Source organism: Serratia sp. HMSC15F11 (assembly GCF_001808215.1).
In the GTDB taxonomy this organism is placed as follows: Bacteria; Pseudomonadota; Gammaproteobacteria; order Enterobacterales; family Enterobacteriaceae; genus Serratia; species Serratia nevei.
In genome coordinates, this window is the sequence record NZ_KV792509.1 from 1 (window position 1) to 22,354 (window position 22,354).

The following is a 22,354-nucleotide window of genomic DNA, read 5'->3' on the forward strand; positions in this document are numbered from 1 at the left end:
CAGGGCTGGCAGCAGGAAGCTCAGGCTATCGCAGCACAGATGGGCGGCATTTAGTCATAATTTGGTCTAAAATTGTCTAATCCCTGTCAGCTTGGAAAGTCTTTTTTCCTCCCTGGCAGGGATTATTTTTTTATTTCAAACGGTTAAACCCTTCCCCGGCAGATCAGCCACTTAGCACTTTCCTCGGGCGTAGCTCACAAATATGACATTGGCGTGAATTTTGCGCATTGATCTTCTCTTCTTTTAGCGCTATTGATTACTCGTGGCTGCGCAAAAAGCAGCCATTGTTTTCTTTCCACCAGACCAAAATGAGGGAAACGAGGCATGAAGAGACAGAAACGCGATCGTCTGGAAAGGGCGCATTCGAGAGGGTATCAGGCAGGTATTTTAGGGCGTTCCAGGGAACATTGTCCCTACCAATCATCAGTGGACGCCCGGTCTCAATGGCTGGGAGGTTGGCGAGAAGCCATGGAAGACAGGGCTGTGACCGCTTAAGCGGCTCCCTGTCAAATAAAAGGAATAACCTCCGCCCTTGGCGGAGGTTTTTGTTTCAGGCGTTTATTTATCCTGCCAGCGCTTCAACAAAATACTCGCATTCACGCCGCCAAAGCCGAAGCCGTTTGATAAGGCGTAGGTCATGTTCATCGATTCCGCCTGTTTCGCGACCAGATGCAAGCCTGCCGCCGCCGGATCGGGATTATCCAGGTTTAGCGTTGCAGGGGCTATCTGATCGCGCAGAGCCAAGGCGGTGAAGATGGTTTCCAACCCGCCGGCAGCGCCCAACAGGTGCCCGGTCGCTGATTTCGTCGAGGTCACGGCGACAGTTCCGGCGGTGCCAAACAGGTGCTTGATGGCGTTGATTTCGCCTAAATCGCCTACGGGTGTTGAAGTCGCGTGCGCGTTTAAATGTTGAACTTCCTCAGGTGCGACGTTAGCCTGCTTCAACGCAATTTTCATCGCCCGATAGGCGCCATTGCCGTCTTCAGCGCCGGATGTCATATGGTAAGCGTCGGCGCTGGTGCCATAGCCGACGATTTCCGCGAGCGGCGTGGCGCCGCGCGCCAGCGCGTGTTCCAGTGTTTCAATCACCAGCATGCCGGCACCTTCCCCCATGACAAATCCGTCCCGGGCGCTGTCGAAAGGCCGAGAGGCCTGTCGCGCCAATTCGGCCGGTGCGGTAGACATGGCGCGTGCAGCGGCGAAGCCGCCCAAGCTGACAGTATCTATCGCGGCTTCGGTACCGCCGCACAGCGCGATATCGGCCTCATCATTGCGGAGCAATCGCACTGCGTCGCCGATGGCCTGCACGCCGGCCGCACAGGCGGTGACCGGTGCGCCAATCGGGCCTTTGAAGTGATGCTTGATGGAAACGTGGCCGGCCGCCAGATTGACCAGGAAAGAAGGGATGGTAAATGGCGACAGGCGCTTGGCACCACGGCTGTCAGTGGTGCGTACCGCCTGGGCAATTGCCGGGAAACCGCCAATGCCTGAGGCAATGACGGTGGCGGTACGTTCTTGTTTTTCCTCTGTATCGGCTATCCAGCCGGCCTGGCGAATGGCTTCATCCGCCGCCACCATGGCGAAAAGGATGAAGCGATCCATTTTCTTTTGGTCTTTGGGCGCGACAGATGCGTCGGGATTGAAGCCTGCTTCAGCATCTTGCGCCAGCGCAGGAACCTGGCCTCCCACCTTGACCGGCAAATCTGCAACGATCTCGTCAGGCAAAGCCCGAATGCCCGATTCTCCTTTCAACAAACGTTGCCAGATGGCTTCAACACCGCACCCTAATGGCGAAACGGCGCCCATACCGGTAATAACAATACGACGATGACTCATGAGGTCTCCTTGGTAGATTCGGGTAAATCGGCGAGGCGCCGCTGCCGCATCAGTTCGGCGCGTTGATTTATGCCATCGCTTGCCGCCGGCCCTGGTGCCAGCGTAATGAACTGCGGTGGCACCGGCTGTTGGGTATCACGATTGACCAACTGAACCTCGATCGGCTGGTCAGAGCGACTGTCGACTAACAAGGCGCTGATATCGCCGTCGATCAAATGGCGATTACCCCATTGTGAGAGGGCTGCCAGAACAGGGAGAAAATCTTTGCCGCGCTCAGTTAGCAGGTAGTGATAGCGCATCGGCCGCGTTTGATAACGTTCTTTATACAGAATGCCGTGGGCCACCAGATCCTTCAGGCGACGAGCCAGTAGCGTGGGCGACATCCCCAAACTTTGTTGGAATTCGTCGAACCGGGACAGCCCCTGAAATGCATCACGCAGGATCAGGATGTTCCATGACTCGCAGACGCGATCCAATGAGCGCGCAACTGGGCAAGGTGCATCGCTAAAGCGGGTCTTTTGCATGTCATTCCTCACTGGGTACACTAACTGTAGTTACCTTTCGAACCATGTTAGGGGATTTTGAGGGGCAAGAGAATAACCGGATGCAAAAAACCTGCTATCGCGCTGGTACCAATATCGAGAGCGTGCGACGTTCAGCCGGTCTGTTGCTTTAACCGCCTCAGGTAAGAATAGGCCAGAGACAGGAGAGAAAAGACGTTTCGATAACGGGCGATTAAAGGAGAGGGGGCTTGAAACGCTAAAAGAAAGAAATGCCGCCACGAGAGACGTGACGGCATACGCGATCGTTGGGAAAGAAGGCGGTGGCCGCCTTCTCGTCAGCGTGATTAGAACGCTGCGGTATCCTTGAACAGGCCCACTTTCAAATCGGTGGCGGTATAGATCACTTCGCCGTCAACCAGCACTTCGCCATCGGCGACGCCCATGATCAGCTTGCGGGTGATAACGCGCTTGAAGTTAATGCGGTAAGTCACCTTCTTGGCGGTTGGCAGCACCTGGCCGGTGAACTTGACTTCACCGACGCCCAGCGCGCGGCCTTTGCCTTCGCCGCCCAGCCAACCGAGGTAGAAACCGACCAACTGCCACATGGCATCCAGGCCCAGGCAACCGGGCATGACCGGATCGCCGATAAAGTGGCAACCGAAGAACCATAGGTCCGGATTAATATCCAGCTCCGCTTCCACATAACCTTTGTTGTGAGTCCCGCCGTCTTCGCTCAGTTTGACCACGCGGTCCATCATCAACATGTTACCTGCCGGCAACGGTGGGCCACCGGCGCCGAACAGCTCGCCACGGCCGGATGCTTCGAGGTCTTCTTTCGTATAGGAATCGCGTTTATCTACCATGTTCTCAGTAAGCCTTATTTTAATGAAGGACGCAGGTTAGCTAACACGTGTACGCTGAACAAGTCCGATCAGCCGTGGTTGAACCAGTTGAGCCAGCGCAGCGGCCATGGACGACGGCGTTCCTGCAGGCTCACCTGCGCAATCCGTTCCTGAATGGCCGCCAACAAATTCGGCTGTTGTTCATCAGAGTAGAGGCAACCTGTAAGCAAAGGCAAGGCTTCCGCCGCGCTCTCTACCGCCCACAGATGGAATTGCCCCTCGCGTACCGCGTCGACGACATCTTGACGCAGGCACAGGTGGCGCACGTTGGTCACGGGCAATACCACGCCCTGTTTGCCCGTCAGGCCGCGGCGTAAACAAACTTCGAAGAAACCTTCGACCTTTTCGTTAACGCCGCCTATCGGCTGTACGTTGCCGAATTGGTCGACGGAGCCGGTGACGGCGATCTGCTGTGTGATTGGCTGCTGCGACAGAGCGCTGACCAAGGCGCACAGCTCGGCGAGCGAAGCGCTGTCGCCGTCCACTTCACCGTAAGATTGTTCAAAGACGATGGAAGCGGAGAAGGGCAACTGCTGATCCAAATCCAGTTCGGCGATAAGGAACGCCTGCATGATCATCATGCCTTTAGCATGCAGGTTGCCGCCCAGCTCGGCTTTGCGCTCGACGTCGGTAAACTCGCCGTCGCCAAGATGCACGACGCAACTGATGCGCGAGGGCTCGCCGAAGCTGCGCGGATGGCCGGGATAATCCAGGACTGACAGGCCGTTGATCTGCCCGATCACTTCACCCTCGGTCTCAATCAGGATCTGACCCAGCTCAATCTCATCCTGCATACGCTCGGCCAGATAGCTTTCACGCCATTCGCGGGCATTCAACGCCGCCTCAAACGCTTTGGCGGTAATGCGCTCCTCTTCGGCATACAGTGCGGCCTCGGACAGCTGCTGGCCAAGCCAAACCGGCGAGAGTGGCAGGATGCCCTGATCGCCGGTGTAACGCACAGCCTGGACGATCAGCGGCGGCCAGGCGTCGGCCGCTAACATCGGCAACTGCCGATCGGCAATCACGCCGTTGACGTAGCCGCACCACTGCGCCATATCATCGACTTCGGTCAGCTGCAGATCGTCTTCGTATTCGCCGTAGACCGCTTGTTCGCTCAGTTCCGGCTCGATATCGTGGAAATCGGCCAGGCCGTGACGATCGCCGACCACAATCAGCCGCAGGTCCAGTGGCATCGGTGGAATGGCTACCGGCAGCGGGCGGGTTTCGTCTGGCGAAACCCAATGGAACTGGCGCTGGCCGATCATCTGCTTCAGCCGCAGCCATAGCAACGGCTGAGCCAGCAGCGCCCGGGCCGACAGGATCAGGACGCCGCCGTTGGCCTGGTGCACCAGACCCGGTTGCAGGGTAATGTCGCCATTGTGGATCCGTACGCAACCAAACAGCTGCTCCGGTTCAATCCACTCCTGGAACAGACAAGCACCGCCGGCGGCGAAAGGTTCATCGCCACGGTTGGCCGGCTCTATGCTGACCTTGCCATCCTGAATGGCATAGTGGCTGCCGCGGAATGCCGTATTCTTCGCCAGCAGTGGTGTGACGGCGTGAGCGATCAGCTCCAGGTATTCTCGCGTTTCTTGCGCTTTCAACAGCATGAAACGCGGTGGCGACTGAGGGTGGCAAAATAGCGTCAGGGCATTTTCCAGCCGAGGCTGAATGGCGGAAAAGGGCACGGGTGCCAACTGAGCGGCGGTATCAAATATCGCCTGATAAGGCGTTACGTCCGGCAATAAAGATTGCCATTCAAGTCGGTTATTGGTCAAAGTGTTAGATGCAATCGTTAAAAAGGGAAAGGGGGATTATACAAGAATAACGGCGGCTTGATACATGTGGAGTGCCAGTTGGCATCAGGGAGTTTGACATCGCGCGATGACTGTGCAAAAAACAGTCTAAATGACGGCTTAATTGCCGGGGAAATTCGGCGCAAAGCTGTTATGCTTATTTGAAGTTACGCGGTCACTGAAGAGCTCAAGATGAAATATCAGCAACTGGAAAATCTGGAGAGCGGTTGGAAATGGAAGTACCTGGTGAAGAAGCACCGGGAAGGGGAACTTATTACCCGCTACATTGAAAACAGCGCTGCTCAGGAGGCGGTTAACGAGCTGCTGAAGCTGGAAAATGAGCCGGTAAAGGTACTTGCATGGATTGCCGCTCATATGAATCCGGAGCTGGATAACCGGATGAAGCAAACGATCCGCGCCCGCCGCAAACGTCATTTTAACGCAGAACATCAGCATACGCGTAAAAAATCTATCGATCTGGAGTTTTTGGTTTGGCAACGCTTGGCTGCCCTGGCGCGCCGTCGTGGCGTCACGCTGTCGGAAACGGTTGTGCAGCTTATCGAAGATGCTGAGCGCAAAGAGAAGTATGCGAATCAGATGTCGTCGTTGAAAGAAGATTTGAAGGCGATTCTCGGTAAAGAACCTAAGTAAACGGGGCAGAGCGCCTTAGTTACACTGGGTCTTGAATGTTCTGATAACAGCAGGACGAAAAAAAACCCCGCAATGCGGGGTTTTTTATTAGGCGAGTAAACTTAGCCCTGAGGCTGAGTTACAACGTCTTTGATACCTTTAACTTCGATCTCTACGCGACGATCTGGTGCCAGGCAGTCGATCTGAGCTTTGGTAGCGCGGCCAGCTTTGTAGCCACAGGTGTTGCCAGTAACTGGATCAGCTTTGCCCATGCCACGTGCAGAGATTTTGTCTGACGGGATGCCTTTGGAGACCAGGTAGTCAACAACGCTTTGTGCGCGTTTTTCAGACAGTTTCTGGTTGTACTGAGCAGAACCAACGGCGTCAGTGTAACCCAGAACAACTACGGAACCGTCTTTAGGATCCATGGAGCTCAGCTGGGAGTACAGCTGATCCAGAGCCTGCTGACCTTGTGGCTTCAGAGTTGCTTTGTTGAAGTTGAACAGCACGTCAGACTTCAGAGTGAAACGCTTGGTTTCAACAACTGGAGCCGGAGCTGGAGCTGGAGCAACTGGAGCAACTACGTCATCCTGACCGAAGCGGTAAGAAACGCCCAGGCTCAGCATGGTGTTGTCTGGACGTGCGCCAACGGTACCTGCGTCACCGATGTTGCTTACGAACTGGTAGTCCAGGCGGGTAGCCCAGTTTTTGGTCAGTGCGTATTCAACACCAACAGCAGCCAGCGGAGAAACGCCGGTGTCGTGGTCGCTCAGACGCTGACCAGTGCGGCCGTAGTTAGCTTTGGAGTCTGCACGCCATACCATACCACCCAGACGAGTGTAGATATCCAGATCGTCAGCAATTGGGTAGCTCAGTTTAGCAGCCAGTTGAACGCCCTGCGCTTTGAAAGCACCGTTGTTCACGCTGCCTTTGTAAGGCATACGGCCGAGCCAGTCATAGCCCAGTTCGAAGCCCAGGTATTGGTTTGCCTGGTAGCCCAGGAACGCGCCGGCACCCAGCTGATCTTTGTGGGTTGGGCCGTTGCCGATACCGTTCTGGTAACCGTTGCCGTAGAAACCAGTGTCGTGGTACTGGGACCAGCCCAGTTTAGCACCGGTGTACCAGGTGTTATCTTTTGGAGCGGCTTGCGCTACGGTAGCGAAACCTGCCAGTGCCACTGCTAATGCGATAGCTGTCTTTTTCATTTTGCGCCTCGTTATCATCCAAATAGGCAATGAGCTTTAAAGCTGTTTTAAGCCCTTGGTTAAATTCCTTCGCCAAGGTTTAAGCCCTCGTTTGTTACTCGCCAGTTTTTCTGACGTTATAGAGCAACCTTGGCGATGTAAAGTCTACAACGTGGCGCGAAAGTTACAAGTGTGATGTGATAAGGCTCTAAAAAAAAACGCGGAATCGTACATATTTGCTAACATTCTTAGCCTAAAAAAACGACGATTCATCGGGCGTTTTTGCTTGGCAAACCGCGGCCGGACTAGCTTTGTGCCTTATCCCGTAAAGGTTCCCTCTACGGGGTGCGAAAATGATGGGAAAAATCCTAAATTTACTTAATGATACAAAGAAGAGTGAATTTTTAGGGTGGAACAGTGTCCGTGAGTCGGGTCAATGTCACGTTGAGGACGCATGATAAACCCGTAGGCATTACCCAATTCTGCAGCACGTCTTAATTTTAGACGATCCTCCTCCGTTAGCTCGGGCAACCAGCCTAGTACCACGCTGTAGTTCCCCGTTTGCAGCGCTTTTTCCATTGCCTCAACCGTATTCACCGGGCTGATTTGGCTCAACTGTACCATTTTATCCACTGGCAGGCCGGATTGCTGCAGCCATTGCTTGCTTAACTTTTGCTGCGGCGTCAGCCACAGAAGCCAGCGAGACTGCTTGCCCAGTTGCTGCAGCAGGGGCAACAGCAGTTGAGCCACTGCGGGCTGGCGCTCGTTGTAAACAAGTTCACTGATCAAGCCATTCTCTTTGCCGACATTTGTGTTCTTCGCAACGCTGTTCGCGGTAAAAGAGCCATGGCTAAAATGAGGTTGGTAGAGTGATTGAATACGCATAAAGTTCCCGCCCGTCGTGTTACTGTATGTTTATACAGTATCCCTGATTTCGGATAAGATCAACCCAAATTTTCGTAGCGGCTCGCATAATTGCGATCATTTTTTGTACCGGTGTTTTTTGTGATTGGCATGCAGACGGATAGTGCGTATTTTTCTAATTAGTTGTTCACGTTACTTTTTTCATTGATGAGAGAAATAATACGACCGGAACCTAAAAAGGAGGAACGCTATGAAAAGGATGTCGACGAGAAGAATTACGCAGGCTAAAAGTTGCTTCGCGGCGCTGGGCACCATCACCACGCGGTCACAGTTTGGCGGCTATGGGCTGTTGGCTGAGGGGGTGATGTTTGCAGTGATAGCGGAAGGCGAGCTGTATTTGCGGGCTACAGCGAGCATGGAACCGGCCTTTCGCGCTCGGGGCATGGTCAATATGGTCTATTCCAAGCGCGGTGTGCCCATCACTTTGCGCTATTACTGGGTTGACGAGTCACTGTGGCGGGAACGTAACGAATTGGTGGGGCTGGCCTGGCAAGCTGTCAGGGAGGCCCGTCGGGAACAGCGGCTCAAGGCCGGCGACCACGGCAGATTGAAGGCGCTGCCGAATATAGATGTCAATATGGAGCGACTGTTGTGGCGAGCGGGTATCCGCAACGCTTATGACCTGCGGTTGCAGGGCGCGAAACGCAGCTATCTTAGCCTGCTGCAACAACAGACCAATCTGGGATTGCGCGTCCTGTTGTCGCTGGGCGGGGCGATAGCCGGTTATCATCAGGCGGCATTACCGGCTGAATTGCATAACGAATTGGTGCGCTGGTTCGATCATATGATGGCGATGCGCCGCCATGGACATGAGCCGGTGATTCAGGGCCCGTCGAGCAGGCCCTGAATAATTAGGCTGTCTTATTGATTTGGGTGTGCAGCGCGGTGAGTTCCGGCAGAAGTTCTAGCACCAGACCCACCTGCTGCAAAACCAGCTGTTCTTTGCTTTCAGGTTCCGGAACGGCTTGGCGAATGCGCTCCGCCAGCTGTTCCAGCGCCTGCGCAATGCGCTGGCTGTTCTGTTCTTCCTGATGCAGGGCGCCGTCCACGTAACACACGGCATCATTGAGCAGGTCGAGCGTGGCAGGGGTATTCAGCCGCTCGCGGTGCGCACCCAACGCCGAGATGTAACTCAGGAGTGTGTGGTTCAGGCAGAGCAGGCGAAAGGCGGCTTCCTGCAGAGCCTTGTCGGCCTTAGGATCGGCGGACATGTTGGAGATGACCGAAGCCAGCTCGGCATCGCTGTTGTGGGCATCTCGCCGCGCAATGCGGTAGGCGAGGCCGTTATCCTTACCCTGGTGGTATTGCACCAGAATGGCGTCCAGATAACGGCAGTTGGCATTCAGCGTTTTATCCACCACCGCCGGCAGTTGGCGGAACTTCCAGTCCGGCCAGATAAAGCTGACTGCCGCCCAAGCGATGGCGCAGCCCAGCAAGGTATCGTAAACGCGCGGAGCTGCCACTTCGAATCCTTCACCCAACAGGTTAAAGCACAACAGCACCAGCAGCGTGATGAACATCGTCGCGTGCGCATATTGTACGGTGCGGAAAGCGAAGAACAGAACGCCGGTGATGACGATCAACACCAGCTGACCTTCCAGTGAAGGCACGAAATAGAGGATTGGCAGGCCGATAAGAATACCGGCCAGGGTACCGATGATGCGCAATGCCAGGCGTCGGCGGGTGGCATTGTAGTTCGGTTGGCAGACGAACAGGCTGGTCAACAGGATCCAGTAACCGTGCTGCATGCCGGTGAATTGAATGAAGGCGTAACCCACGCAAAGCACCACCGACATACGGATCGCGTGGCGAAACAGGGCCGACTGGGGCGTCAAATGGCGGCTGATGCGCAGCCGGATATCGCTCCAGCCGGTTAAGCGGTCATCGGCCAGGCTGTTCTCTTCCGCTTGCCCGCTGGCCAGCGTCTGCTCTGATTCGATATTGGCCAGCTGCGCATCGATCGCATGCAGGTTTTTCAACAGATGCGCCAGCGCCTTGGTCTGCTCGGTATTGCCCTGGGTTTCGGCGATGCGCACCAACGCCTCCTGAATGCGGCTGAAAGCCGGTTCAAAGCGCGGGTTGTGCTGGTACTTTTGCCGCAGCAGGATCGATTGTGCCAATTGGCGGCAGGCGCGCGCCTGCATGCTCAGCAAACGCTGGAAGCGGAACAAAATGTCGCTGTGGCGGAATTGGCGGCTGAGCGCGTGGTACTGAACGTGGGAAGAGCTGGCGCGTTCGTGGATATCCTGCGCGACAAAATAGTAGTGCAAGGTGCGGCGGGTGCCACGCTGGCCGCGATCGCCTTTCAGGCGCGTCAGCAGCGAGGCTTTGGTTTGGTTAAGCAACGCGACCAAGGCGCTGTTGGCCATCGCGACATCCATCCAGGGCAGATCGGCGTCGCGCTCGGCATCGGGATCGAACAGATTGGCTTTGGCATCCAGATAGTTGGCCAACTGATCGTAGCAGCGCGCCAGGTTCTCTTGCAGCGGCCGGATAGGGAACAGCAGGTGGCCCGCCAGCGTCAGCAGGTTGTACCACAGTGCGCCGATCACCAACAGCAGCGGTTGCTGATACCAGGCGTCGTACATGGCGGTACCGAGCATGGTATAAACCGCGATCAGCAGCGCGCCGAAGGCGATGGTGGCATAACGTTGCCCCAAGGCACCGAGCAGGATAAAACCGCAGGTTGACGTGGTTAAGCCAAGGGCGAACAACCAGGGGTAGGGGAACAGCAGCTCGATTGAAGCAGAGGCGACAAAGAAGCACACCAGCGTGATCAGCAGGTTGCGTAACCTGCCGGCCAGGCGGTCATCCAAATCAGTCAGGGCCGCCGCCACGACGCCCAGCGTTAGCGGGATGGTCAGCTTGGGAATGCCCAGCCACCAGGGAACGGCGGTGGTGCCGATCAGCGCAATAAGGATGCGCAGGTGGTACAGCAGGTTGCTGTTGTAGGTATAACGACGAACTGCGGGTGCAAAAGAGAGCACGAAAAACTCCTCAAACGGAGAAAAAATTAACGCTGATGATAGTGGCGGCGAGCATTCTCAATACGCGCTTGCTGAGCCATTTCTACCGAGACGACGCGGCGCCCCACCGGCCACAGCGCGATGGCGGCAATTTTGAAATTGGCGATGCCGACCGGAATGCCGATGATCGAAACGCACTGCACGATACCGGCGGCGATGTGTGACAGGCATAGCCACCAGCCGAACAGCACCAACCAGATAATGTTGAGCAGCGAACCGCCGGCGGAGAGCAGCGCATTGCTTTTTTCCGGGTAGAGTTCATCGACGTGGATTGCCTCATTGCCGAAAGGCACCAGCGACAGCTTGGTGATTTCCCAGCAGGAGCGGGTGAGCGGCAGCGTGATGACCAGCAGCACGCTGAACACCGTGGCGATGAGCCAACCCAGCGTGGTGAAGAAACCGCCCAACACAAAATTAAGAATATTCAGTACAGTACGCATAGACGTCATTCTGCTCTAATGATGGCCAAACCGCGATGCGGGCGTATTCACGATAAAAACGCAAAATCTATTCTACCCTTTTTTTAGCGCTAGAGTGCCACTGCTTATCACAGGTAAACTGGCAGATATCCGTTATTTAATCTCAACATAGTCATGGCGCGACGATATGGAACTTAAAGCGACATCGCTGGGGAAACACCTGGCTCAGCACCCTTATAACCGCGTGCGGTTGCTGCACGCCGGCGTTGAGGTGAGCGGGGAAAAACATGAATACCTGATCCCCTTCAATCAATTGATTCAGGTCAGGTGCAAGCGCGGCATCGTCTGGGGCGAGCTTGAATTTGAATTGCCGGACGAAAAAGTGGTGCGGCTGCACGGCACCGAATGGCAGGAAACGCAGCGTTTTCATCATTATCTGCTGCAGGCCTGGCAGCAGTGGAGCGCAGAAATGAGCGAGGTCAGCGCCGGCGTGTTGCAACAGCAGGTGGCGCAGATCCAGCGCATCGAGCAGCAAGACAAATGGTTTAAAAAGTCTGAGCTGGGCAAGTTGCAGCAGCAAATCCACGAGGCTTTCTCCGCGTTGCCGATGCCGGTAGCGCGTCTGGATGAGTTTGATAACTGCCGGGTTGATTATCATCTGTGTCTGCAATGGCTGCAGCAGGGGCTGCGCCGCGTCGAACAACGCAACCGGCAGTGGACCGAACGCATGCTGGAGCAACATCACGACTTCTTCCAGACCGTCGAGAGTTCACCGCTCAATGACTCTCAGAGCCGTGCGGTGGTCAACGGCGAGGATTCCGTTCTGGTATTGGCGGGGGCCGGCAGCGGCAAAACGTCGGTGCTGGTGGCGCGCGCCGGCTGGCTGCTGCGCCGTCAGGAGGCGGAACCGGGGCAAATCTTGCTGTTGGCGTTCGGCCGCCAGGCTGCCAGTGAAATGAATGACCGCATCAAAGAGCGCTTGGGCGATGCCGGTATTCAGGCCAAGACATTCCATGCATTGGCGCTACAGATTATTCAACAAGGCAGCCGCAAGGCTCCGGCCATCAGCCGGTTGGAAACCGATGCCAAAGCACGCAAAGCGTTGCTGATTACCCATTGGCGCCAGCAGTGCGCAGAGAAAAAAGCCCAGGCCAAGGGGTGGCGTCAGTGGTTGAGCGACGAGTTGGCATGGGAAGTGCCGGAAGGCGACTTTTGGCAGGATCAACGCCTGGCGGATCGGCTGGCGGGCCGCTTGGAACGCTGGCTGGGGCTGATGCGCATGCACGGCGGCAGCCAGGCGGAAATGATTGAGCAGGCGGATGAAGAAATCCGCGATCTGTTTTCAAAACGCATCCGGCTGATGGCACCGCTGCTGAAAGCTTGGAAAAGCGCCCTGAAAGAGGAAGGGGCGGTGGATTTCTCCGGCCTGATCCATCAGGCTGTCAATATTCTCGATAAGGGGCGCTTTGTCAGCCCGTGGAAACATATTCTGGTCGATGAGTTTCAGGATATCTCGCCGCAGCGTGCGCTGTTGCTGGCGGCGCTGCGCCGGCAAAACAAACAGACCTGCCTGTTTGCGGTGGGGGATGACTGGCAGGCGATTTATCGTTTCAGCGGCGCAGAGTTGACGTTAACCACGGCTTTTGCCACTCACTTCGGTGAAGGGGCGCAGTGCGCGCTGGATACCACTTATCGCTTCAATGAACGTATCGGTGAGGTCGCCAACCGTTTCGTGCAGCAGAACCCGCATCAGTTGAAAAAACCGCTCAACAGCCTGAGCAAGGGCAATAAAAAGTCGGTGGCGATCCTGCCGCACGAGCAGCTGGAGCCCTTGCTGGATAAACTGAGCGGCTATGCCAAACCGGACGAGCGTATCCTGGTACTGGCGCGCTACCATCATCTGAAACCGGAAGCGCTGGCGAAAGCGGCCACCCGCTGGCCCAAGCTGGATCTGGAGTTCATGACCATCCACGCCAGCAAGGGGCAGCAGGCGGAATACGTCATCATCGCCGGTTTGCATGAAGGGCGTGACGGTTTCCCCGCCGTGGCGCGCGAGTCGGTGTTGGAAGAGGTGCTGCTGCCGCAGCCGGAGGATTTTCCGGATGCTGAAGAGCGCCGCCTGCTGTATGTCGCATTGACTCGCGCCAAACATCAGGTCTGGCTGTTGCAGGATCGTGAACGCCCTTCGGTGTTCGTCGAACAGCTGCAAGATCTTGGCGTACCGGTGCAGAAAAAACCGTAGGCATCAGGCCTGGCGGTAGCCAGGCCGCGAGGACTATTTCAGGCGCTCTTGCAGATAGCGCTGATAGTCGGGGATGGCGATCTCCACTTCGCTTTTGAACAGCGGAGAGTCGATCAGAAAGTCCGCGGTCGAGCGGTTGGTGGCCACCGGGATATTCCATACGGTCGCCAGCCGCAGAAGCGCCTTCACGTCCGGATCGTGCGGTACCGCGTTCAGCGGATCCCAAAAGAAGATCAGCATGTCTATCTTGCCTTCTGCAATCAATGCGCCGACCTGTTGGTCGCCGCCCATTGGGCCACTCAGCATGCTGGTGACCGGAATGCCGCTGGCGCGCTGGATCAGATTGCCGGTGGTGCCGGTGGCGTACAGTTGATGCTGCGCCAGAATGGTCTTGTGGCTCTCTACCCACTCCAACAGGGCCTGTTTGCGGTGATCGTGCGCCACCAGCGCAATGTGCTTGCGCGCGGCGATAGTGCGGGTGGTCAATTCCATCTCGGTGTCCTTCGCTAATCGGGGATGTGCGACAGATTACTGAAACTGTTTTTCACTGCCTAGCGTTTGCGCCTGAAAATGCGAAGAAAAGGCGCCTTGCGAGGAAAGACGCCGGGTAGGATCAGCGAACCGGTTGTTTATTGGCCCACCGCAGAAAACGTTTCTGCGTTTCTTTGTCGGCTTGCTGGAACCAATATTGCAGCATTTGTTCCGACACATTTTCTCCTTTCAACGTCACCGTTGGGGCGTTCAACGGCGTGCCGGCCAGCGGGGGAGTTGAGGGATTACCGGTGTTCATCTGAACGAAGGAGGAGACGGAGGCCGGGCGATTCTGGCGATTATAATCCGTCATCACCTTTTCCAAATCGGCATTGAAGGTGACGCTGTCGGGATGCAGCACGTCATGTCGAAACGGCAGTGTGTTACCGTCTTTATCGACCACCAGGTAGTTCAACGTTTTGTCAAAGCGTTGCGCATCGCGATCGTTCTCGATGCGCGGCAGTTCGATCGCCACCTGGCTGATCTTTTGCGTATTGAAAGAGGCAACCAGCGGCAGGGATGCATAGGCCTGCGTATGCTGGCCGGCGCGGACGGTTTTGGTCACTTTAAACAGCAGCTGGTGCTGTCCGCCATCCAGTTCAAGACTGTCGGCGCCTTTTAACAACGAACCTGTCATTTTCTTGCCGTCGACCACCAACAGGTCGATGTCCGGGGAGAGTTTCAGGGTCGTAGCCGCGGCAGGCATGCTGATGCTGAGCAACGCCGCAACCACCAGACCAAATTTCATCATTATCTCCTTATAAAGTGACGTAGCCCTAAGTGTTGAACACGGCACAGGTTGTGTCAAAATTTATCAATTGGGTATTTTGTTTACATTTTCACATATTTTATCGCGATTAGACACGACCATGAGCAGCTAAACCGCGACAGCCTCTGACCATAAGATTGCGCTGAAGTTTCCCTCATGTTGCGTTTAGCCGAGCGGATGCCGATCGGTTACACTCGAAACGGAGAGTGACGCAGTGATAAACGGGAGTTGAAGATGCAAGATCAAGATATTGCCCTGCTGTTGCAGCGGGTGAAAACGATCGCGCTGGTCGGTGCCAGCGATAACCCGTCGCGGCCCAGCTATGGGGTGATGGCGTATCTGTTGGCGCAAGGGTATCAGGTGATCCCGGTCAGCCCAAAACTGGCGGGGCAGACGCTGCTGGGGCAGCCGGTTTACGCTACGCTGGCCGCTATACCACAGCCGGTGGATATGGTTGACGTGTTTCGCAATTCAGAGGCGGCTTACGGCGTGGCGCAAGAGGCGATAGCGATCGGCGCCAAGGCGCTGTGGCTGCAGGTCGGGGTGATTAACGATCAGGCGGCAGAGTTGGCGCAACAGGCCGGGCTGTGCGTGGTGATGGATCGCTGTCCGAAAATCGACATTCCGCGTTTGGGGTTGGAGCGCTGAATAAAAAGGGCCTGGCACGATGCCAGGCCCTCTCGGGTTTCTCAGGTCTTGGCGCGGTCAATTGCGCAAGCGTGGCGCCTGTAGCTGGTGACGGATGGATTCCGCCAGTTCATCCAGCGATGGTTGCTCGGGGTGTGCCTCCTGGGCTTCGCTATCCAACTGCGCTTCAGCCAGATAGGTGTGTACTGGTTGGCCTTCCTCGTCTTCCATCACCACGTGGTACCAAGGGGCGGAACGCAGTTCATCGTTCGCCGCTATTTCGTCAGCTTTGGGTTGTTCCAAAGAGTATTCCGGGTCGATATCGATCACGACACCCAAATACCCCAGCAGTTTATGCCTAACCTGTTGTCCGATACCGAATTTGCTGGCAATCATGATGACCTCCTGAGAAACAATGCCTTGCTCATATATGGGGGCAAGGCAGCGCATTTCAAGTTACATCACCCGACAAGCGAATCCTTTCAGGTACAGCCCCTCAGGATACGTGGCGATCACCGGGTGATCGGCAGCCTGCCGGAACTGCTCTATAAATTGTACATCACGTCCGGCATCTACAGCGGCGTCGGCCAAAATTTTCTGGAACAGGTCGGTCGGCATCAGCCCGGAGCAGGAGAAGCTGAGCAGAATGCCGCCCGGATTCAGCAGCTGTAGCGCCAGCATGTTGATGTCTTTGTAGCCGCGGCAGGCGCTGGCCAGCTGGTTTTTGTTCTCGACGAACTTCGGCGGATCCATGATGATCAGATCGAATTTCTCGCCCTGGGTGCGGTAGTTGCGCAGCAGCTGGAACACGTCATCGCGGACGAACTCCGCTTTGTTCAGATCCAGCTTGTTGAGCTCGACGTTCTGCCGGGCGATATCCAGCGCCGCCTGCGAGGTATCCACGCTGATCACCTGCGCGCAGCCGCCCATCAGAGCGGAAACGGCGAAGGCGCCGGTGTAGGAGAAGCAGTTCAGCACCCGACGGCCGGCGGAGTAATTGCGCGCCGCCAGGCGGCTGTCGCGCTGGTCGAGGTAGAAACCGGTCTTGTGCCCCTGCTGAATATCCACCAGCAGCTTCATGCCGTGTTCGGTGATCGGCAGCAGTTCCGGCGGCAGATCGCCCAGCACCGGGCCCTGCGCCAGCGGCAGGCCTTCTTTTTTGCGCACCGCAACGTCGGAGCGATCGTAGATCGAACATTCCGGGTAGCAATGTTGCAGGGCGGAAAGCAGGGCCGGGCGCTGGTATTCGGCACCGGCGGACAGCAGCTGCAGCACCAGGAAATTCTGGAAGCGATCGATAGTGATACCCGGCATGCCGTCGGACTCGCCGGCGATCAGACGGTATCCGTCCAGACCGTCGCGCTGCGCGACCCAATCGCGCCAGCTTTGTGCTTGCTGCAGGCGGCGAATGAAGAAATCGATGTTAATCTCTTCATCTTTCTGGAAGGTCCAGACGCGTGCGCGGATCTGCGACTCGGGCGAATAGGCGCCGCGCGCCAGCCACTTGCCCTGGCTGTCGAGAATATCGATGGTTTCACCGGAGAGGGCTTTACCCTCAACGCGTTGAACGGCACCGGAGAACACCCAAGGGTGGCGACGGAGTAAGGACTTTTCACGTCCTTTGGCGAGAAATAGGCGCATTTTAAAACTACTTTATTATCAATAGGTTGAGCGACCAAGGTCATTATTAGTCGAAATAAGTTCATAATCATATCTGAATATCATCCCATTCACTACCGCGCGAGTCCTGGTAACGGGCTGTCATTTCCGCCGATTTGTGGCCGAGAAGATGCTGCGCAAACTCGCCGCCGCGCGCGTCAGTATGCAGGCGCGCCGATAGGCTCCGGATCTCATGGAATGATGGCGGCTCTTTGTCGGCGTCCCACGATAGCGGCGTGAGCCGGCGCGATTTCGTGAAGTAGTCCGTCATTGTCCGCTGCGCGATTTTCTCACCTTTACGGCTCACCAAAATAAACTCGCAGCCGGCGGACAGTTCCCAGCATTCCTCGATCAGATTTTCCAGAGATAACCCAGCGATCGACAGTTCAACCGGGATCGTTATTCTGGCACCGGTTTTTTCCTGCACGACTCGCAGACGAAAATCGACAATGTCGGCCCACCGCATGTTACAAATATCGCTAATACGCTGACCAGTCACCAAAGCTATGTCCATCGCGATGCGGAACCAGTGCGGAAAGTTCACCGCCTGCGCCCGGATCGTTAAAAACTCGTCCAGCAGCAACCGTGCGCGCTTCACCTCAACTCTCGGGTTTCGCGAAGCCTCGACAGGGTTGTGCTGAATGATGCCGTCGGCGACAGCTTCGCGGAATACATCCAGCAGCGCGCCGCGCATCAATTTGGCGCTGGCCGCCTTGCCGGCCTCAACGTATCCATTCAGGAAGTCGGCAATATCCCGCGTTGTAAAATCGCACATCGCCTTATCCGGCAGGGTGCTGCGAAAGGCTTTCATTCTGCTGCGGTGGTTGGCCATTGTCTTTTCCTTCAGCTCGCGGCGTAGCACTATCTCGTCGTATCGATCGAGCCAGGCGTGCAGCGTGACGTTGTTTGCATCCTGCAGGCGTTGCGCCAGCGGCTTAATTTCTTCACTACCAAAAAACGCCATGTTGGCGGCGATCGCCTCGGTCACCGCCAGGCGCTTATCGCGACCGAGCCCGTATTCTTTACCGGTGCGCGGGTCGCGGTAGCAGTAATAGCCGCCATTACGGACGTAGAGGTTTGGCGGGAGATCGCGCCTTGCGTGGTTTCTGGTTCTTGCCATTGGTGATTCTCTGCAGTAGCTCGCTGGTTGGGCTGCACGGTGTATCGATCCGCACGGCCTGCTCGTCAAAAAGGTACTCCCGGCCATCCAGCACCGGCGCAGGGTAGATTTTCCCAGCACGGATCCAGCGGCGAACGGTTTCATGGCTGCGCGGGCGCGGGAGCCGCTTATTCCACTCCCCCAGGGTCAATTTGTTGGACATGGTCTTTCCTCGGTTTCAGCAATTGGGCGATTGCGTCGTCGGTCACACGACACGCCCGGGTGATATCGTCATCGCTCAGCGTCGCTTTTCTGACGCTGGCAGACAGCCGGCCGATCTTGATATCAAAATCAGAGAGTAGGCGGGCGCCTGGTTGCCATGGTTGCATTGCTGTTCCCCGTTGTGTGGTTTCCAACAATGCAAACATGGCGGGGGTGGTTATTTCTGATTAGGCGTAATCGGTTTTTTAAAGGCTTCTTTCTCGCGTGTCAGGCGTACAGATTGCGGGAAGTGGAAAGCCAGTTCGCCTCGGCTCTCGGCCTCAATGATTCCGGTGGTACCGTCAGGGAAGGTCACGTGCACCGCATCGCCTTTGGCCAGGTACATTCTCAGCATGTGAGATCCTCAGTATTGGCCCCGTTGCCGGGGCCGAGTGATTACCGCACCTGCAGCGATGGTTCGCCGATTTCGATATGCGCGCCTTTGACTTCCACGCCGTTCTCGATTGCCTCCTTGATGGCTTTCTTGTCCGGCGCCACCACCGTTTGCACCGTCACCAGTTCATCGGGCAGCAGGTCGGCATTGTCGACCACCACGCTGGCGGAGCCTTTGCGCGCCGTGAAGGTGTTCGCCGTGGTTTTAATTGAGCCTTGACCGCTGGCCAGCAGGCACGTCAGCACATACTTGCGGATCGACTTGGCGCGGTTCTCGAATGACTTTTTACGGTCGGTCAGGCGTTTGATTTCCGCCGTCAGCGTGTCGGCCTGCCCCTCGATATTGCGAACGTGGATAAAAGCGGCGTCCAGCTTGTCGCCGAGCGCCCCTTCAATACCTTCAAGCGTGTCGGCGATCATCTCCGGCGTCAGATCGTCGGAGGTTTCGACCAGTTCGTGCAACTTGGCGTAATCAGCTGCTAATGCAATGGCGGTAGTGCTCATGGTGCTTTCTCCTCGGACAATGCGGCGATACGTTCATCTTTCAGTGCGGTGAGGCGGCGCAGGCGGCCGGCCAGGTACTTGGCATGATCGGCATCGCCTTTTGCCTCAGCGGCCTTGCGATGCGTTTCGACCTCGCGAGCGATGGAGGCGTGAACCTTACTAGCCTCGTTGACTGTTACAGCAGATGTGATGGTGTCGGCGACTTTTGCCAGCTTCTCGTCCAGTTCTTCACGCAGGCGCGTTACGTCTTCGGCCTTGTCACTGGCATTTCTGATCGCGAACTCGGTGGCGTTTTCTTCGCGATATTCCGGCAGGTCGTGCCAACCCAGGAACACGTCGGCGGAGAAGCCCAGCATGGACAGCGACTTTTTGATCGCGTCGGTGAGGCTCTTTTTCATCACCTCACCGTCAGCCATAAAACCGCGCTTCGTTTTGTACATATATGGCGTGGCGCCATATGCCGTAACTCGGCCTTTGGTGCCGTTCAGAACATACCAAAACTCGATCAGTAGGCTGTGGTTCTGCTCGAACAAGATAGAACCGTCTGCATCGCGTAGAATGCGGTTACCAATAATTTTCCCGCCCTCGAATACGGCCTCGCTCATTGGTGCGCCGGCGATCATCTTCTCTTCTACAATGTCAAATCCCCAGCCCGTACCGATAGGGCCAAAAATTTCGGTTGCGCGCATAAACATGTATTCGCTGTTGATGCTGGTACCGACATAGCCAGCCCCTTCGATCGGCTTCGTATATCGAGGATCTGTACGCATAACGCGCTTCCAGATATCGAGATTCTTCTGGGCCTCAGCTGGCTGCTCGGCGATCACCTGCGCAACCTGCGCGGCGCGCTGCTGGAAATCGTCGGCTTTCAGCTGCTGCGCCAGCGCTTCGGCGCGGTCGGCGTTTTCTTCCGCCTGCTGCAGTTGCGGGGATTTCTCCGCTGGCGCGTTGGCGTAAACGCCATAGCCCATCTGATCCAGTTGCTGCTTGGCCTGCGCAGCCGCGGCATCGGTAACCTGCTGCTGCGCCACTTCCGTTTTTTCACCCTGATTTGAGGCGGCAGGCTGCGCCGTGTCTGGATCCGTATGCTGCGGCTCACCGCTTCCGATCAGACCTTCGATAGAGAAGCGGCCGCCGCCAAGGTTGGCCACCTCGACCGGCTTCTCGTCGCCCTTGCCATAGTTCGCCAGTTCGGCGCATGCAGGGTGACCAGCAAGACGGGATTTCACAAAGTGCAGGCGTTCTGCGTCGTCGCTGATCAGCTTGAGGTTTTTCAGGCCGTCGGAAATGATGCCGTGGCGCACGTCCGTTTCGACGTTGAGAATGCCGACGATCACACGCAGCGTTTTGTCCCACGCGCGCCAAGCGTTATCGCGGTTTGCGATAATCTCTTTGGCGTTCTTCACGTCAGCCGCTTTCGCATCCGCAGGATTAACGCCCATGATCGACAGTGCGGTGTGCATGCTCAGGGTGTTGTAGTCGGCCGCACCGCCGGTATTGTCGGTGCTGGTGCTGGTGCTGGTGCTGGTGCTGTTCTGCGTGAGGTTTTCGCGATCGTCAGGCTTGTCGACCCAGGCCTGTGCGAATGCGGTGGTGGCTTCTCTGGTCGGCATGGCGGTGGTGTTTTGGAACAGTGCTGAAACCAATTTGTAGACGGATGCGGGGTACATGGCGCCGACAGCGGGAACTGATACAAGCCCGTCGATCACCGCGCGCATGCCGGTATCATCTGGCGTTTCCTCGTCATTGAGCAAATCCACAACCAGCGATAACTGACTATCATCGATCTCGCCATCACCGTACATCACAACGGCGGCGATCCGAACGTTGGCAGGCTGCGCCATCAGGTCGCTAGGCCCGGCCGGCAATTCTGGCTCTGGCCCTTTTGGCGTCCAGGCGTTGCCGTCGAACACGTTATCAGCGGCAAATTTTTCATCGAACTGACCGACAGCCGGGCGAGGGTGGCCAGTTTGATCTTCGACGGTTTTCGGGTTGAAGAAGTTGTCGCCGCCCTCCGGGTAGGATTCGTACAGTTTGCCGGTGGCGATGCTTTCGGCCGCGCGCTTGTTTGGCGCTTCCAACGCGATCACCAGCGGCACGGCGCCGTTAACCTGAGCCTTTTTCTTAGGCTCAAAAAGTGAAATGTAGATAGGCATTTTTGGTCTTTCCTCTGTTTAAAAACGGCGCTGGTCAGGCGCCGGGGTGGGTTAAAATTTCTCGCGCGCTACGGCTTTCACGTTGTCGCAATACCAGCTGTAAAGCTCACGTTGGCGCTGCTGCAGGTTGTCAGACGTCGCCATCATTACGGCCATTAGCAAGCGGTCGCGGGTGTCGGCGGCGTTGCCGTCGATGTAGGTGAAAACCTCGATCGCCTCGTCGGAATAGCCGTGCGTCGCCGCGGCTTCGAACTGATCGCGTTGGCTTGCTGGATCGACTCCACACCACAGCACCAGCTCTGATTTCAGGTTATCCATTTCGATATCCATGGCCACGCCCTCAGTACGGGAGTTCGTCGGCGTCGACAGGGCAGTGCTCAATGCAAAGCAGTTGCTGCACCTGATCGTCGATCTCGGCAATGCGTTTGTAAGTGGCGTCGGCCAGACGGGCTTTTTCCAGCTTCAACGCTTCAACCTGTTTCCCGATGATGTCGATCGGTTCAGGCTGGTTAACGTCGATGTGGATTGTTCGGGTTTCCAGCAGCACGTATTCCGGGTACTGAGACATGTCCATGGTGAACACAGAGATTTTATCTTGCGTGTACTGGCTAACGTTCGCGTGGATAAACAGCGTGACGGGTATCTGTAGTGCTTTCATAGCGACTCCTGATATAATCGGAGCTGATCAGTAGCTCCATGGGTTATTGGTCTTTCCTCGATACAGGGTCGGTCCCCTGTATCATTCCCGGTTGCTTTGGTCGGCGCCGGGGTAAAAGAACCCGCTTCGGCGGGTTTTTTTACGTCTGGTGGTTGCCGGTCTTTCCCTGCTGTCAGAGCTGGTCAGGCTCCCGGTCTTTCCTCAATTTGCTGGGTGAAAAAATTGCCCCGGCGCG

Annotated in this window: 25 protein-coding genes; 5 read left to right on the plus strand and 20 right to left on the minus strand. The window is 56.4% G+C overall.

All coding sequences use genetic code 11. From position 1 onward, the window contains the following. Positions 1-324: 324 nt before the first annotated feature. Positions 325-495 (plus strand): ribosome modulation factor, encoded by a 171-nt coding sequence (gene rmf, locus HMPREF3138_RS25935; RefSeq protein ID WP_004928150.1) that lies wholly within the window; start codon positions 325-327, stop codon positions 493-495. A 63-nt stretch (positions 496-558) separates the two neighbouring features. Here the strand turns inward: rmf and fabF are convergent, their stop codons facing one another. The 4 genes from fabF to HMPREF3138_RS23480 form a co-directional block, all read right to left on the minus strand. Beyond that, positions 559-1,836, minus strand: coding sequence for a beta-ketoacyl-ACP synthase II (gene fabF, locus HMPREF3138_RS23465; RefSeq protein ID WP_038875222.1), 1,278 nt, complete (start codon positions 1,834-1,836; stop codon positions 559-561). Further along, complete coding sequence (locus HMPREF3138_RS23470) at positions 1,833-2,360, minus strand: winged helix-turn-helix transcriptional regulator (protein WP_038875225.1); 528 nt, start codon at positions 2,358-2,360, stop codon at positions 1,833-1,835. Before HMPREF3138_RS23470 ends, fabF begins: the two co-directional genes overlap by 4 nt. A gap of 323 nt (positions 2,361-2,683) precedes the next feature. Further along, on the minus strand, positions 2,684-3,202 hold the full coding sequence (gene fabA / locus HMPREF3138_RS23475) for a bifunctional 3-hydroxydecanoyl-ACP dehydratase/trans-2-decenoyl-ACP isomerase (RefSeq protein ID WP_038875228.1): 519 nt from the start codon (positions 3,200-3,202) through the stop codon (positions 2,684-2,686). A gap of 68 nt (positions 3,203-3,270) precedes the next feature. Continuing rightward, complete coding sequence (locus HMPREF3138_RS23480) at positions 3,271-5,019, minus strand: AAA family ATPase (protein ID WP_038875231.1); 1,749 nt, start codon at positions 5,017-5,019, stop codon at positions 3,271-3,273. Between the two features lie 210 nt (positions 5,020-5,229). Between HMPREF3138_RS23480 and matP the strand changes: the two genes are divergently transcribed. Next, positions 5,230-5,688, plus strand: coding sequence for a macrodomain Ter protein MatP (matP, locus tag HMPREF3138_RS23485; RefSeq protein WP_019454505.1), 459 nt, complete (start codon positions 5,230-5,232; stop codon positions 5,686-5,688). Between the two features lie 101 nt (positions 5,689-5,789). Here matP and ompA read toward each other — a convergent pair whose 3' ends face one another. Beyond that, positions 5,790-6,872 (minus strand): porin OmpA, encoded by a 1,083-nt coding sequence (ompA, locus tag HMPREF3138_RS23490; RefSeq protein ID WP_038875614.1) that lies wholly within the window; start codon positions 6,870-6,872, stop codon positions 5,790-5,792. Between the two features lie 357 nt (positions 6,873-7,229). Further along, complete coding sequence (gene sulA, locus HMPREF3138_RS23495; RefSeq protein ID WP_038875236.1) at positions 7,230-7,736, minus strand: SOS-induced cell division inhibitor SulA; 507 nt, start codon at positions 7,734-7,736, stop codon at positions 7,230-7,232. A 229-nt stretch (positions 7,737-7,965) separates the two neighbouring features. On the opposite strand from sulA, the gene HMPREF3138_RS23500 reads away from it, so the two are divergent. Then, positions 7,966-8,622 (plus strand): TfoX/Sxy family DNA transformation protein, encoded by a 657-nt coding sequence (locus tag HMPREF3138_RS23500; RefSeq protein WP_038875239.1) that lies wholly within the window; start codon positions 7,966-7,968, stop codon positions 8,620-8,622. 4 nt (positions 8,623-8,626) lie between these two features. Here HMPREF3138_RS23500 and yccS read toward each other — a convergent pair whose 3' ends face one another. Together yccS and HMPREF3138_RS23510 are read right to left on the minus strand one after the other, a co-directional pair. After that, on the minus strand, positions 8,627-10,762 hold the full coding sequence (yccS, locus tag HMPREF3138_RS23505) for a YccS family putative transporter (protein WP_038875241.1): 2,136 nt from the start codon (positions 10,760-10,762) through the stop codon (positions 8,627-8,629). 26 nt (positions 10,763-10,788) lie between these two features. Further along, a complete protein-coding gene (locus HMPREF3138_RS23510) occupies positions 10,789-11,241 on the minus strand; it encodes a YccF domain-containing protein (RefSeq protein ID WP_004928120.1) in 453 nt (150 codons plus the stop codon). A gap of 166 nt (positions 11,242-11,407) precedes the next feature. Here HMPREF3138_RS23510 and helD point away from each other — a divergent pair, with 166 nt between their 5' ends. Then, positions 11,408-13,462 (plus strand): DNA helicase IV, encoded by a 2,055-nt coding sequence (gene helD, locus HMPREF3138_RS23515; RefSeq protein WP_038875244.1) that lies wholly within the window; start codon positions 11,408-11,410, stop codon positions 13,460-13,462. Between the two features lie 33 nt (positions 13,463-13,495). Here the strand turns inward: helD and HMPREF3138_RS23520 are convergent, their stop codons facing one another. Then, a complete protein-coding gene (locus HMPREF3138_RS23520) occupies positions 13,496-13,954 on the minus strand; it encodes a methylglyoxal synthase (protein WP_038875247.1) in 459 nt (152 codons plus the stop codon). A gap of 121 nt (positions 13,955-14,075) precedes the next feature. Further along, a complete protein-coding gene (locus HMPREF3138_RS23525; RefSeq protein ID WP_038875250.1) occupies positions 14,076-14,741 on the minus strand; it encodes a DUF2057 family protein in 666 nt (221 codons plus the stop codon). 255 nt (positions 14,742-14,996) lie between these two features. Between HMPREF3138_RS23525 and HMPREF3138_RS23530 the strand changes: the two genes are divergently transcribed. Beyond that, positions 14,997-15,410 (plus strand): CoA-binding protein, encoded by a 414-nt coding sequence (locus HMPREF3138_RS23530; protein ID WP_038875252.1) that lies wholly within the window; start codon positions 14,997-14,999, stop codon positions 15,408-15,410. Positions 15,411-15,467: 57 nt separating this feature from the next. On the opposite strand, the gene hspQ is transcribed toward HMPREF3138_RS23530, so the two are convergent. The 10 genes from hspQ to HMPREF3138_RS23570 form a co-directional block, all read right to left on the minus strand. Then, a complete protein-coding gene (gene hspQ / locus HMPREF3138_RS23535; protein ID WP_033637900.1) occupies positions 15,468-15,785 on the minus strand; it encodes a heat shock protein HspQ in 318 nt (105 codons plus the stop codon). Positions 15,786-15,845: 60 nt separating this feature from the next. Then, the gene (gene rlmI, locus HMPREF3138_RS23540) at positions 15,846-17,030 is read right to left on the minus strand and encodes a 23S rRNA (cytosine(1962)-C(5))-methyltransferase RlmI (RefSeq protein ID WP_070559362.1); all 1,185 of its coding nucleotides are present in this window, start codon (positions 17,028-17,030) and stop codon (positions 15,846-15,848) included. A 67-nt stretch (positions 17,031-17,097) separates the two neighbouring features. Further along, entirely contained in the window at positions 17,098-18,168 is a 1,071-nt protein-coding gene (locus tag HMPREF3138_RS23545; RefSeq protein WP_070559364.1) for a site-specific integrase, read from the minus strand. Next, a complete protein-coding gene (locus HMPREF3138_RS25940) occupies positions 18,110-18,370 on the minus strand; it encodes an excisionase (protein WP_047568270.1) in 261 nt (86 codons plus the stop codon). Before HMPREF3138_RS25940 ends, HMPREF3138_RS23545 begins: the two co-directional genes overlap by 59 nt. Next, entirely contained in the window at positions 18,336-18,536 is a 201-nt protein-coding gene (locus tag HMPREF3138_RS23550; RefSeq protein ID WP_019454494.1) for a hypothetical protein, read from the minus strand. The genes HMPREF3138_RS25940 and HMPREF3138_RS23550 overlap by 35 nt, the downstream gene beginning before the upstream one ends. 50 nt (positions 18,537-18,586) lie before the next feature. Next, positions 18,587-18,763, minus strand: a complete 177-nt coding sequence (locus HMPREF3138_RS26790) for a hypothetical protein (RefSeq protein WP_168166355.1) — start codon at positions 18,761-18,763, stop codon at positions 18,587-18,589. Between the two features lie 41 nt (positions 18,764-18,804). Continuing rightward, on the minus strand, positions 18,805-19,305 hold the full coding sequence (locus tag HMPREF3138_RS23555; protein WP_070559366.1) for a siphovirus Gp157 family protein: 501 nt from the start codon (positions 19,303-19,305) through the stop codon (positions 18,805-18,807). Beyond that, complete coding sequence (locus tag HMPREF3138_RS23560) at positions 19,302-21,461, minus strand: hypothetical protein (RefSeq protein ID WP_070559368.1); 2,160 nt, start codon at positions 21,459-21,461, stop codon at positions 19,302-19,304. Before HMPREF3138_RS23560 ends, HMPREF3138_RS23555 begins: the two co-directional genes overlap by 4 nt. 51 nt (positions 21,462-21,512) lie before the next feature. After that, positions 21,513-21,791 (minus strand): hypothetical protein, encoded by a 279-nt coding sequence (locus HMPREF3138_RS23565; RefSeq protein ID WP_070559370.1) that lies wholly within the window; start codon positions 21,789-21,791, stop codon positions 21,513-21,515. Between the two features lie 10 nt (positions 21,792-21,801). Next, the gene (locus HMPREF3138_RS23570; RefSeq protein WP_070559372.1) at positions 21,802-22,119 is read right to left on the minus strand and encodes a hypothetical protein; all 318 of its coding nucleotides are present in this window, start codon (positions 22,117-22,119) and stop codon (positions 21,802-21,804) included. Between the last annotated feature and the right edge of the window lie 235 nt (positions 22,120-22,354).

Excerpts from the sequence above, each read along its gene's own strand:
- rmf (WP_004928150.1), top strand. The coding sequence starts at position 325 with ATGAAGAGACAGAAACGCGATCGTCTGGAAAGGGCGCATTCGAGAGGG.
- fabF (WP_038875222.1), bottom strand. The coding sequence starts at position 1,836 with ATGAGTCATCGTCGTATTGTTATTACCGGTATGGGCGCCGTTTCGCCA.
- HMPREF3138_RS23470 (WP_038875225.1), bottom strand. The coding sequence starts at position 2,360 with ATGCAAAAGACCCGCTTTAGCGATGCACCTTGCCCAGTTGCGCGCTCA.
- fabA (WP_038875228.1), bottom strand. The coding sequence starts at position 3,202 with ATGGTAGATAAACGCGATTCCTATACGAAAGAAGACCTCGAAGCATCC.
- matP (WP_019454505.1), top strand. The coding sequence starts at position 5,230 with ATGAAATATCAGCAACTGGAAAATCTGGAGAGCGGTTGGAAATGGAAG.
- ompA (WP_038875614.1), bottom strand. The coding sequence starts at position 6,872 with ATGAAAAAGACAGCTATCGCATTAGCAGTGGCACTGGCAGGTTTCGCT.
- sulA (WP_038875236.1), bottom strand. The coding sequence starts at position 7,736 with ATGCGTATTCAATCACTCTACCAACCTCATTTTAGCCATGGCTCTTTT.
- HMPREF3138_RS23500 (WP_038875239.1), top strand. The coding sequence starts at position 7,966 with ATGAAAAGGATGTCGACGAGAAGAATTACGCAGGCTAAAAGTTGCTTC.
- HMPREF3138_RS23510 (WP_004928120.1), bottom strand. The coding sequence starts at position 11,241 with ATGCGTACTGTACTGAATATTCTTAATTTTGTGTTGGGCGGTTTCTTC.
- helD (WP_038875244.1), top strand. The coding sequence starts at position 11,408 with ATGGAACTTAAAGCGACATCGCTGGGGAAACACCTGGCTCAGCACCCT.
- HMPREF3138_RS23520 (WP_038875247.1), bottom strand. The coding sequence starts at position 13,954 with ATGGAATTGACCACCCGCACTATCGCCGCGCGCAAGCACATTGCGCTG.
- HMPREF3138_RS23525 (WP_038875250.1), bottom strand. The coding sequence starts at position 14,741 with ATGAAATTTGGTCTGGTGGTTGCGGCGTTGCTCAGCATCAGCATGCCT.
- HMPREF3138_RS23530 (WP_038875252.1), top strand. The coding sequence starts at position 14,997 with ATGCAAGATCAAGATATTGCCCTGCTGTTGCAGCGGGTGAAAACGATC.
- hspQ (WP_033637900.1), bottom strand. The coding sequence starts at position 15,785 with ATGATTGCCAGCAAATTCGGTATCGGACAACAGGTTAGGCATAAACTG.
- rlmI (WP_070559362.1), bottom strand. The coding sequence starts at position 17,030 with ATGCGCCTATTTCTCGCCAAAGGACGTGAAAAGTCCTTACTCCGTCGC.
- HMPREF3138_RS23545 (WP_070559364.1), bottom strand. The coding sequence starts at position 18,168 with ATGGCAAGAACCAGAAACCACGCAAGGCGCGATCTCCCGCCAAACCTC.
- HMPREF3138_RS25940 (WP_047568270.1), bottom strand. The coding sequence starts at position 18,370 with ATGTCCAACAAATTGACCCTGGGGGAGTGGAATAAGCGGCTCCCGCGC.
- HMPREF3138_RS23550 (WP_019454494.1), bottom strand. The coding sequence starts at position 18,536 with ATGCAACCATGGCAACCAGGCGCCCGCCTACTCTCTGATTTTGATATC.
- HMPREF3138_RS26790 (WP_168166355.1), bottom strand. The coding sequence starts at position 18,763 with ATGCTGAGAATGTACCTGGCCAAAGGCGATGCGGTGCACGTGACCTTC.
- HMPREF3138_RS23555 (WP_070559366.1), bottom strand. The coding sequence starts at position 19,305 with ATGAGCACTACCGCCATTGCATTAGCAGCTGATTACGCCAAGTTGCAC.
- HMPREF3138_RS23560 (WP_070559368.1), bottom strand. The coding sequence starts at position 21,461 with ATGCCTATCTACATTTCACTTTTTGAGCCTAAGAAAAAGGCTCAGGTT.
- HMPREF3138_RS23565 (WP_070559370.1), bottom strand. The coding sequence starts at position 21,791 with ATGGATATCGAAATGGATAACCTGAAATCAGAGCTGGTGCTGTGGTGT.
- HMPREF3138_RS23570 (WP_070559372.1), bottom strand. The coding sequence starts at position 22,119 with ATGAAAGCACTACAGATACCCGTCACGCTGTTTATCCACGCGAACGTT.